Genomic DNA, 12,481 nt, shown 5'->3' with positions numbered 1-12,481 from the left:
TATTTCTGCTAGATTTTCAGATCGTCTAGTTCCAGCAACGATACTTCTTCTAAATCATTGATGCCTGAAGCCAGTTCTATATCTCTGAGAGCGGTTTGCTTACACGCGCTTCCGGCTGACAGCACCTCTTTAATCCCTTTCGCAATGCTTTCGATGGTTTCTCTTGTAAACAGTTCGGTGCTGTATTCAATGACAGAAGATAAACCGTTTTTGTCTTCTGATGCGATCCACAGCAAGTCAAAGCGAGAGACCGCTGTTTCATACTCATAATCGGTCAATGTGATCCCATCTACCTCTAAAGCAGGCTGACTTAAATTCTGGAGGGCAAAAACGGTATCAAAAATGTGATTCCGGTTTAGCTTCCTATCTAACTTCAAGTCTTGAACCATATGTTCATACTGATAATCCTGATGGTCAAAATCATCAATGACCAGCTGCTTTACATGTTGCAGGAATTGAGTGAACGTCATTTCTTTTTCGGGATAAAACCGAAGTGGGAGCATATTTACAAATATACCGATGATCCGCTGCAGTTCCTCCTGCCTTCTCCCTGCAACAGGAACTCCTACCACAATGTCAGACTGTCCGGTGAGCTTGTGCAGCAGGACTTGATAGATTGCTAAAAGTCCCATAAACAACGTGGCGTCTTCATCAGCCATTATCGCTTTAAACGCCTCAAGCTCTTCTCCGCTGATATGAAATCGGTAATGAGCGCCTGCAAAGCTTTTAACATCAGGTCTTTGATAATCAGCCGGCAGCTGAAGCTCACGAAAACCGTCAAGCCGCTTCAGCCAATATGTTTTCACTTCATTCAAATCATCAGACTGAAGCATCTGATTCTGCCATTCTGAGAAATCTTTATACTGCAGCTCCAGCGGCGCAAGCTCCTTACCGTCATACAGATCCATAAACTCGCTGACTAAGATATCCTGAGATAAACCGTCAGAAATAATATGGTGCATATCAAGCATCAGAATATACTCATTATCGTTATTCTTAATAACCCCCGCTCTCATAAGCGGAGCCTGATCAAGCTGGAACGGCTTTAAGAAGCCGCTGATGACTTCTTGTTCTTTTTGCTTCCGCACTTCCTCATCTGCCGTATGTGATAAGTCAAAAAAGTCTGCATGGAATTCCGCATGCTCAGCTATGCACTGCATTGGAACGCCGTCTACCGCTTCAAAGGATGTTCTTAAACTCTCGTGCCGCAAGATCAATTGCCTGAATACATGCTCAAGCTTTTTCATCTCAAGCTTTCCTGCAATCCGGCCCGCTGTGAACTCATTGTAGCCAGTACTTGTTTTATCAAACTGCTGAACTAGATAAAGCCGCTTTTGCGCTGAAGACAGGGAATAATAACCCCGTTTTGCAGCTTTTTCTATCTTTTTGTACATTTTCTTTTCGGCTCGGCTGATAAAATCGGCCATTTGCCTAATCGTCGGAATCTTAAAGAAATCCGGCAGTGCAATTTCGACATGAAACGCTTGATGAATAACAGAAATGAAAGTAATCGCTTTTAACGAATCCCCGCCCATTTCAAAGAAATCATCGTCTATGCCGATTTGATCAATCTTGAAAAACGACTGCCAATGAACAAGAAGTTTTTTCTCGATATCAGTCACCGGCTCAGCATATTCAGCGGTAAGTTCTGGCCGGCCGTACAGCGAAACGTCCTCTTGCTCTTCACCGTTAGGCTGCTGCAGACGATTTACATATTTTTGTATCCTTTCCTGCAGATCCGTGGCAGACACCACAATCTGATCCGTGTGCTCAAACGTGAAAATTCTTTCGAAGACCTCTCGACCTTCTTGTGCGCGGATCAGCGTATTCTCTAAATCCCCTCCAATAGGTATATCCGGCTTTTTGCCGTCTTCAAATTCCCAGCCGTCCAAATTTAGAGCTGTCCACTGAACCGGATGCCGTGAATTATGATCATATACAAAGGCATCGACAAACTGGTTTACTGCAGTATAGGCGGTAAATCCAAGTCCTCCCAATATCGGCGATAAAGATGAAATCAAAAAACAGAAATCAAGCGGACGATGTGCCAGAGCTTTTTCCAAAACTGCAACACCCGTCATTTTTGCTTGAAAATGAGCATTTGAGAAACTTTTATCCGTTTGTTCCATCATCCTGAATGACCGTTCGCCCGTTACACCAGCCGCATAGATGACACCATGGATCGAACCATACTTACGCTCGGCCATTTGAACCAATTCAGTCATATCGGCTTCACAGCTTGCATCCACAGCAGCCACGGTCACTTCTGCACCGGCTTCTTCTATCTCATATACCGACTTTATTTTTTTAACCGTTGGATCATCCTCAGCATACGTGCTAATCAAGGACTCCCATTCACTCCGTGGCGGAAGGCCTGAACGGCTCGTCAAAATGAGTTTTCCTTGGGTTTTCTCAGCAATCGTTTTTGCTGCATTTAAACCGATAAAACCCAGCCCGCCAATCAGCAGGTATACGCCGCCGGGACGAAGGTGTCCCCCTGATGATTCAGAAGGCACGGCTGTTCGAATAAAATTCCGGGTGTATCTCTTGTTATTTCTGTAAACCGTTAAGAGATTCCCAGACTCTGTCATCAGCTCTGATTTGATGAGCTCGAGCAGCTTGTCTTCTTTCCAGGATCCCTCTTTCTGACTGTCTATATCAATCACTCTATAGCGAAGGAACGGTGTTTCCTGAGATATGACCATACTAGGCCCTAGATGTATGGCTTTCTCTGGATACAGCGTATCTTCTCCGCCAAGCTGATACGTAAGAGATGATAGTGCAAAGATTGAAATTTCCTGCTCTGTTCCTTTCTTTTTCAACGCCTGGCCCAAGTAAAGCAGGGAATAATAGGAATAAGTTTGCATTTGCTCAATCCACTCGGAAGTGTCTGCGGATTCATCCTTCTCCGCAAGCCCCCAGAGATGCAAAATCCGGCTGTATCGGATGTTATCCTTCTCAAACACTTCAAAGAGACGGCTGTAATCTTCCGCTGAATCAGGGCGAAGCGTGTAAACGCCTTTTTCAACCTGCTGGTATTGATGCCCTTTTTGAATGATGACACAAGAGTCATAGGATGATTGGAGATCGCGAATAAGCTTATGGCAAAAATCACTGTCCTCCATAAAAACTAGCAAAGTTTCTTCCACCGCTTCGATCTCGGGAGAAATTGCCAGGATTTCTTTCTCCCATTGTGGCAGATAGAACCACTCCTGAAGCGGAAGCTTGCCCCCTGAATGCTGTTTGCCTTTCTGGGCGGCGATATGACTCCGTTTATACCAATACGATTCCTTTTCAAAAGGATAGTGAGGCATAGAGATCTTCCGAGGATTTCGGCCCTCGTGAAGACTGTGCCACTCAATGTTCGCGCCATACATCCACATCGTTCCGATTCTGCTGAGTAAAAACTGAACATCCGACATACTCTGCTTGCTGTTCTTCAGCACATTGCAAGCATGCTGACGGAGCTCATCCTTAATCGATCTTTTTACCAGCACACTTAAATCCTGCCCCGGGCCGATTTCGATAAAGATGGCATTTTCCTGCTTCGATAACACGGCAATTCCTTCGGCAAAGCGCACGGTCTCAGTCATGTGCCTCTTCCAATATTCATAATCCGCTGCTTCCTCATCCGCAATCCAATCCCCGGTTAAGTTCGAAAAGAAAGGTATACCAGGCTTTTCGTAAGCAATGTGCTTAGCCGTTTGCCCAAATCGTTCAGCAGCGGATTTCATAACCTGCGAATGAGCAGCTATTGATCCTTTTACTCTCATGCAAAGCACTTTTTTGGCTTTCAATTGTTCTTCAAATACAGCAATGTCTTGCTCAAGCCCCGACACAATGCAGGAAGCGTCATTCACAACAGCCAATGAAATATGATCAGGCAGAATGGCCTTCAGTTCTTCCTCCGGCAGTGGCACACTCAGCATTGTGCCTGCAGGCGCCTCTTGCATCACATGTCCCCGTAAGCTGATCAGCTTGATGGCATCACTTAGTGTAAATACTCCGGATACTGCGGCAGCAGTTAGTTCACCGAAGCTGTAGCCAATCATTGCCCATGGACGGAGTCCCCACTTCATAAGCAGAAGTGACAGCGCATATTCCAGCGCAAAAATAGCCGGCTGGGCATACTTCGTCTCTTGAAGTTTTTTCACGGCAGAGTCTTCATGCTCCTGATCGGGATAAAGAAAATCTTCAAGCCTTTCTCCGGTCGTTTCATAAAATTCATGAAAACAGCGATCCATCGTTTCTTTGAAAAACGGCTCCTCCCTGTACAGATCCCGGCCCATGTTGACATATTGACTGCCCTGCCCTGTAAACATAAAGATTAATTTTTTATCCTGCTTTTCCTGAATCCGTGACATTCGGCTGAGTCCCCTGTCCTTCTTCTCAGAAAGCAAACGGATGACATCATGTCTGTCCTTTGCCACAAACATTTGCCGATAATCAAAGTGCTGTCTTCCGGCCTGCAGCGTATAAGCGGCGTCAGCGGCATTAAGCTCCGGATTCCTTTCCATCTGCTCGAGCAGATGGTCTTTTGTTTTTTCAAGAGCATTCATCGTTTTGGCCGAAAGAGGAAACAGCTGATATGCACGCGGATGTTCTTCACGTTCACTGACAGGCGCTTCTTCCAAAATCACATGGGCGTTGGTGCCTCCCATACCAAACGAACTCACTCCGGCGCGTCTTGGGGTATTTGCCTTCTCCCACATTTGGAGCTTGTCATTCACCAGGAAAGGACTGTTTTTAAAATTAATATTCGGATTAGCCTCTTTAAAATGAAGGCTCGGAACAAGTTGATGATGCTTTAGAGACAGAACTGTTTTGATGAGACCCGCTGCACCGGCTGCCGCATCAAGATGGCCTATATTTGTTTTTACCGATCCAATCCGGCAAAAGGCTGTCTTATTCGTTTGAAATGCTTTAGTCAAAGCTTCAATTTCAATTGGGTCTCCGAGAGCTGTTCCCGTCCCGTGGGTTTCTATATAACTGATCGTTTCCGGCTCAATGCCAGCGTCAGCAATCGCATCTCTTATCACCTGTGTCTGGCCTTCCACACTCGGTGCATTGAATCCTACCTTTTGATCACCGTCATTGTTGACCGCAGATCCTTTTACCACCGCATAAATGCGGTCCCCCTCGGCTAAAGCGCGGCTCAATGATTTCACTGCGACAAATCCGACGCCATCGCCGCCTACGGTGCCTTTGGCGTCTTTATCAAAGGCGCGACAATGGCCATCCGGCGATTTCACCATATTCTCTTGGTAGATATATCCGGAAGTAACCGGATGAAGAATAGACACACCTCCTGCCAGCGCAACATCTGATTCACCATTCAGCACAGACTTGCAGGCCAAATGCAGCGCAACCAAGGAAGTTGAGCATGCTGTCTGAAGCGTGATAGCAGGACCTTTTAAATTGAGCTTATGAGCAACCCTTGTGCTGATCGTATAGGTATCATTTAAAGAACCAATTTCAAATAGCTCTGACATCTGGCCATCCAGTGAATCTGCGAAATGCTGAAGCCATTGAAAATTTGAAGTTGTCCCTGTAAACAAACCAATTTTCCCTTCATAATCAGCGGAAACACAGCCTGCATCCTCCAGCGTCTTCCACGCGTATTCATGAAGAAGGCGGATTTGCGGGTCCATAACCTCCGCCTGTCCCGGTGAATAGCCGAAGAAAGATGCATCAAATAAATCGGGGCCTTCAATGATTCCTTTCGCTCTTACATAATCAGTTCTGGTAAATGTTTGTTCATCAATGCCTGCCGCAAGCAGTTCTTCATCACTGAAAAAGGAGATGGATTCCTTGCCGTTTTGCAGGTTGCGCCAAAACTCATCTATGTTTTCGGCTCCGGGAAAACGGCCGGCCATGCCGATGATGGCGATGCTTTCATCTGATGGAGCACTTTTCTTTGATATTATTGGTGTTTTGTTTTCTCGCTGCTTTTCATCAGGAGCTGACAAAAAATCTGCAAGAGACTGAACTGTAGGACGCCGGAACATCTCAACCATCGGAATACTTCTTCCCGTTTTCTTAGAAAGCTGCTGATTGACCTGAATCAGATGCAGAGAAGTGCCGCCAATTTCAAAAAACTTGTCCTGTATATTGATACTGTCTTTACCAAGCACATGCCGCCAAATCTCCAGTACCATCTTTTCTATTTCAGAAGCAGATGATGGCGCAATCGCCTTCCGTTCTGTCTCTTTTGTAAGTTCAGGCAATGCTTTTTTATCCAGTTTTCCGTTTGCTGTAAGCGGCATCTCACTCAGCACAATAAAGTGAGATGGAATCATATATTCAGGTAAATGCTGGCGTAAGAAAGCGCGCAGCTGTTTTTCATCAATCGTCTCGTCAGTAAAAAGATAGGCAGCCAGGCACGGTGTCTGGGACGCGTCCTTTTTTACAACGGCCGATGCCGCTTTTACCCGTCCGTACCGGCAAAGCCAGTGCTCAATTTCACCGCTCTCAATCCGATACCCCCTAAGCTTGATCTGGTCATCGTTTCTGCCTAAGAACTGAATCGTTCCATCCGGTAAAAAACGGGCGGCATCTCCTGTTTTATATAAGGTTTCACCCGGTTTAAAGGGATGTACCACAAAGCGCTCAGCAGTCAGTTCCTCCCGCCCCAAGTAGCCTGCTGCTACTCCTTTTCCACCGATATATAATTCGCCTTCCGCCCCTTGCGGCAGCAGATTCAAGTTTGAATCAAGAATGTATATATCGGTGTGTGCGGCAGGACGTCCAATCGGCACATATAGATCTTTATCCCGAACAGAGGTGTAACGGTGAATCATACAGCCCACCACCGTTTCCGTTGGACCGTATTCATTAAAGATCTCAATTTGTCCATTGAAGTTTTCTTCAATTTTTGCAGCCAAGGACGTTTCTAATTGCTCTCCCCCCAGTATCAGGCATTTCATCGCACTGTTTTGAAACGGCAGCTCGGAAATGAAATGCAGATGGGAAGGGGTCAATTTCATGACGTGGGCGCGATTATCCTTCAAAATCTGTTCCACAAGAAGCTGCTTGTTTTTATCCTGATACACAATAATTGCGTTTCCGGTCGCAAGCGGGGTAAAGATAGAGGTCACCGTTAAATCAAACGACAAAGATGTATAAAGGGCGAAATCTCTTTTTTCCCCTCTTACATATTGTTCGGCGGCCCAGGAAATATAATTTTCAAGACCTAGATGCTTAACAAGCACCCCTTTTGGCCTGCCTGTTGTTCCAGAGGTATATATACAATACGCAATGTCCTTCGAGCTGTAATGCTTCACCAGATTGCTGTCGTTCCCCTGATAAAGCTTTTGGTCGGTAATATCTACTTTTAGACCATCGTACGAGTAAACCAGGCCCTCAATATCTTGTGTTAACAGCAGTTTTACTCCGCTGTCCTGAAGAAGATATTCAATTCTTTCTGCAGGATAATCGGGATCAATCGGAACATAAGCGCCGCCTGCTTTTAAAACAGATAGACAAGCGATCACCATTTCAATTGAATGTTCTGTTATAATACCGACTCTTTGTGCAGGTTTGACACCCTGCTTTTCTAAAAAGCGGGCGAGCTGATTCACTTTTTTATTCAATTGATCGTAAGTCAGGCCTTCTGAGCGAAACGTCACAGCCAGAGCGTCGGGCGTCTTTTCCGCCTGCTGCTCAAACAAATCTATAACAGTTGGTTGGTCGTTTTCGGTCATGCCTTTATAGTTACAAAATTCTTCTAGCTGATAATGTATTTCATCTTTTGAAAGCATATTGAGGCGATGGATGGATCTTTCCGCCGGATGCTCAATGACTTCCCATAACAGATTGATAAAATGCTGCCCCAGCCTATTCATTTGAGCAGCCGACATGACATCGGGATGATATATAAATGAGAAATGAATATGTTCATCAAAAGCCTGTACACTCAATGTCAAATCAAATTCAGTCTGTTCGAACATATCATATTGTTCGATTGTCAGAGGATGGTCGCGTGACTTAAGCATTTGATCAAGCGGATAGTTTTCAATTACAACAATCGAGTCGAACAATGATTGTTCAGCAGTCAGCCCCGCATATGTTTTTAAATCAGACAGTGGCGTATGCTCATATTCACTTCTCCTAGCAGTCTGTTCATGTGCCAGCTGAATCACATCTAAAGGTGTGGATTGAGGCATAAAGCGAAGACGCAGCGGGAGCGTGTTGATAAACAGTCCTGTCATCTGTTGAATCCCCGGCACATCAGCATTTCTTCCTGAAACAGTTGTCCCAAAGACCACTTCTTCTTGATCAGAATACTTCATCAGAAGCAATCCCCATACAGTGTATATAATTGAAGCAAGCGTAACTTGCTGTTCAGAAGCAAATGCCCGCAGAGCCTTTCCTTCTGAAGCCGGGAGCTTGATCTCGTGTTTGGAAAACATGGCGTTTCGGTTGCCCGGCCTTTCTGTATTCGGCAACAGTTGCACGGGCTCCCAGCCTTTCAATAATTCTTTCCAAAATGCTGCCTGACTGTCTTTCGTTTTATGCTGCTGTGCCTGCTGCCATTTCACAAAAGCTTGATAGGATGGTTTTTGCGAAATAACAGGTGACTGTCCCTTTGATAACGCTTGATATGCTTCCAGCCACTCTTTGAGGACAATTCCCATGCTCCAGCCATCCATCAAGATATGATGAAAGCTGATCATCATCCAACTGGAATCCTCTCCTGTTTGATACAACGTGACGCGGAATGGCACTTCTTGAAGCTGAAACGGCTCTTTTCGGTCATGCGCCGCAAGCTCCTCCTTCAGCTTCTCTTGGGAAATACCTTGCTTGAATAGGAGGTTCTGGTACCGAATATCTATTTTATGATGCTTTAATACAATTTGAATCGGCTTCGATGTTTCCTTCCATCTGAACACCGTCCGAAGCATTTCATTTTGCTGAACCGTTTGCTGCCATGCCTTTTCAAAAAGAGTATGCTCCGGTTCGCTTTCCATTTTTATGAGCATTTGTTCAAAATAGGCGTTTCCTTCCGGCTCCATTAAATGGTGAAAAAGCATCCCTTCCTGAATGGCTGTCAGCCCGAGTATGTTGGCTATATTTTTTTTATCTATTTTTTTCATTTGCTCACTCACAGAATCCTCTCCATCCCGCCTATATATGTTTAACAAAATATCGTCTCAATCCATAATTCGCGATCACCTGCTGTTGAATTTGAGATGTTCCTTCAATGATCTCCAATACTTTGGCTTCTCTGTACAGCCGGGCGGCTGAATGGTCTTTGCTGAAGCCTCTTCCCCCGTGGATCTGCACGTTCGAGTTGGTAACGTCAACAGCGATCTTTGAAGTGAAATATTTTGCGATAGACGTTTCCGTCACGGCTTCTGGATCTTGTTTCATCCTCATTTCGCCGGCTTTCATACATAAAGCGCGTGCTGCATGCAACTGCGTTACAGCATCACCGATCATGCCTTTAATCATTTGATGTTTGTAGAGCTTCTCTCCGAATTGGCTTCTCTTTCGCGAGTACGTGACTAACGAATCAACGGCTTCCTGTGCAATCGCCAAGCCGGCCCATGCAACACTGTATCTCCCGTGATCCAAAGCCAAGTTAACGATATAATTAAAACCGCCTCCGGCTGGTCCTAATATTTGTTCATCAGAAACCTCGACGCCGTCAAACTCTATTTCTGCAAGATAAGAAGCTCTATTGGCCATCATGCCTTCCATTTTTTTTACCGTTACTCCGCTCTGACGGCTGTCTACAATAAAGGCGGTCACTTCTTCTCCATCACGGGCGATAACGAGAAAAAAGTCAGCAATGGCACCAAAGGAAATCCATTTTTTTCTGCCGTGGATGATATAGCGGCTGCCGCTTTTTGTATACGATGTTTCAATGTGGTTCGCGTCTGAACCAATGTTCGGTTCAGACAATGCAAACGCTCCGATCTTCTCTCCTTTTCCGATTGGTACAAGCCATTCTTCTTTTTGGCGTTCTGTGCCGTACCGCAGTAGAGATTCACCGACTAACGAATTCACAGTCAGCAGGGTTCGAATATTACAGCACGCTTTACCTGCTTGTTCAGTAAACAAACCGTATTCAATTGGGTTCAATCCCAAACCGTGATAGGTTTCCGGAATACCCGCGGCAAAATAAGATTTGCTCCCTAAATCTTTTATCAATTCTTCCGGGATGCACTCCTTCTCATCAAATTCTCCCGCAAACGGTCTGATTTTTTCGTTACAGTAAACCTGGAATTCTTGAATGATGTCGGCTTTTTTCTCAGCTGTTTTCATTTGCAACGGCTCCCGACTGTTTCTTTTCAATCAGACTGACGATCCGATTTACAGTGCTGAAGTTCGCAATATCTAAATCTTCGTTATCAAGCTGAAACCTAAAATTTTGCTCCAGAAATGTCACAAGCTTCATCGCAAATAAAGAATTCACAAACCCCATTTCAAAGATGTGGTCATCATTTGATAACTCGATTTCATCATCAAAAACTACCAGATTTTGTTCAATATATTCTCTTATTTGTTCATGAAGATTCATTAATTTGCTCTCCCCGCTATTTAGATTAATTGCTGCTTTCCGCAACAGGCGATTGGCTGAATTCAGTTTTGACCTCAACATATGCAGGATACGGCTGAATCTGGCTCAGGTCATTTTCAAATAAGATGAAGCCGTCTGGACCCTTTGTATGCTCTTTGAAGTTGGCAAACTTATATGTGATATACATCACTCTGTTCCGATCTGTTTGTTTAAAATCTGCAAACAGTTTTTTGCTTTGCTCTTTCGCTTCATTTAAGATGGCTGTGAGCAAAATCGTACCGACGCCGCGAGACATGACCCGGCATGACATTAAAAGAAGTTTAATGTGCCATTCATCCTCTTTATTTTCGATTAAAGAGAGTCCGATTTTGCCATACGAGCCGTACTTATCCTCAAGCTCGCAGACTAAAAGCATATGAGAATCCGACTTTCGAAAATAATCCAATTCCTCATAATCGTATGTTTTTCCGCTTGCATTCAGCTGATTCGTACGCACCGTAAGCTCTTCAGCCCGCTGCAGGTCGCTTTCTTGCGCATAGCTGATTGTAAACTTCATATTCAGACTGGCAAGAAATTGCTCGGATGGTCCTTCAAACTGCTCTTCTGCCTCTCTTCTGTGATCATCCTCCACATACATCTGTCGGCGCCTTTTTGCATCCTCTGTTATAAATGCCGGCTTCAGGAGAGGATCGTTGATGAGATCCTTATAGTGGGCAGCATCCCAGCACGAAATGTCCGGATGGGCATTTTGCACTTCCTCTCTTTCAAACACTTGGTCGTCAATAAAAAGCAGCGTATCCTTATGGATATTGAGATTTTGGCTAATCTTTTCCAAAGAAGACGACTTTGCATTCCAGCCGATTTCCGGATATAAAAAGAAATGGTCTATTCCGAATTCCTTTAATTTCTCCATAACAGACGCTTCGTCATTTCTGCTTGCAATAGACAGCAGTATGCCGCGTTCATCAAGCTCGGTCAAAATTTCTTTTATACCGTCCTTCAGCTTTACATCATCGGATTCAAGCAGAATCCCATCCCATAAGGTATGATCTAAATCCCAGACAACACACTTAACTCCCTTTTTCAATGGGCGTTCCTCCTTTAACTGTATTGGAAAAATCCCTGGCCTGACTTTCTTCCCAGCTTTCCTGCATCCACCATTTTCACAAGCAGCGGACATGGCCTGAATTTTGAATCTTTGTAGCTTTCATACAGAACCAGCAGGGAGTTAAGGATCGTATCAAGACCAATTAAATCCGCAGTCGCAAGCGGCCCCATTTTATGCCCGAATCCGCCGCGGAAAATTTTATCAACATTTGCCGGTGTCGCTACCTGATCTTGAACTGTCCAAATGCTTTCATTAATGGTCAGCATTAACACGCGATTTGATACAAACCCTGGAAAATCGTTCACGACAACAGGTTTTTTGTCAAAAGATTTCAAAAACTGTACGGTTGCATCGACAGTCTCATCAGAAGTGGCATCACCCCGAATCACTTCTACGAGTTCTTTCAAAGGAACAGGGTTCATAAAATGCGCTCCAATCACCTTTTCCGGGCGATGCATCAGTGAACCTACCTTCGTAATTGAGATGCAGCTTGTATTTACAAGGTAGATGGTTTCTGTATGGCAGATATCACGTAATTGCGTATATACCTGCCGTTTGATATTCCAATCTTCCGTTACATTTTCGATGATGATATCAGCAGGTTTCAAATTGCTCGGCTCAGTCGTAAACTGAATGTTCTCAAGCACATCATCCAGTGACATGCTGAATTTATCTTTTCGCATAAGCTGAACAAGCCGGAACGTCTTTCTTATATTTTCTTCAGCGGCTTTCAGTTTCTCGTCGCTGACATCCAGTAAAATCACATGATACCCATTCGCAGACAAATCAAGAGCCATATCGGCCCCCATGACGCCCCCTCCGATAACACCGGCGTTTCTGAAATCCAT

General features: G+C 44.7%; 5 protein-coding genes. All 5 read right to left on the bottom strand.

Going from position 1 to position 12,481, the window contains the following annotated elements; all coding sequences use genetic code 11:
- Positions 1-8: 8 nt before the first annotated feature.
- The 5 genes from NST56_RS03605 to NST56_RS03585 are packed head-to-tail and all read right to left on the bottom strand — an operon-like array spanning position 9 to position 12,481.
- Positions 9-9,107, bottom strand: a complete 9,099-nt coding sequence (locus tag NST56_RS03605; protein ID WP_339180029.1) for an amino acid adenylation domain-containing protein — start codon at positions 9,105-9,107, stop codon at positions 9-11.
- A gap of 19 nt (positions 9,108-9,126) precedes the next feature.
- Positions 9,127-10,269, bottom strand: coding sequence for an acyl-CoA dehydrogenase family protein (locus tag NST56_RS03600; RefSeq protein ID WP_326217815.1), 1,143 nt, complete (start codon positions 10,267-10,269; stop codon positions 9,127-9,129).
- A complete protein-coding gene (locus NST56_RS03595; RefSeq protein ID WP_229148756.1) occupies positions 10,256-10,525 on the bottom strand; it encodes an acyl carrier protein in 270 nt (89 codons plus the stop codon). Before NST56_RS03595 ends, NST56_RS03600 begins: the two co-directional genes overlap by 14 nt.
- Before the next feature lie 25 nt (positions 10,526-10,550).
- A complete protein-coding gene (locus NST56_RS03590) occupies positions 10,551-11,612 on the bottom strand; it encodes an HAD-IIIC family phosphatase (RefSeq protein WP_268446531.1) in 1,062 nt (353 codons plus the stop codon).
- A 14-nt stretch (positions 11,613-11,626) separates the two neighbouring features.
- Positions 11,627-12,481, bottom strand: coding sequence for a 3-hydroxyacyl-CoA dehydrogenase family protein (locus NST56_RS03585; protein ID WP_229148753.1), 855 nt, complete (start codon positions 12,479-12,481; stop codon positions 11,627-11,629).

The sequence above is a fragment of the Bacillus sp. FSL R5-0560 genome (genome assembly GCF_037966305.1).
GTDB lineage: Bacteria > Bacillota > Bacilli > Bacillales > Bacillaceae > Bacillus > Bacillus mojavensis.
The sequence above is the reverse complement of the archived record's forward strand: the minus strand, read 5'-3'. Positions and strand labels throughout refer to the sequence as shown.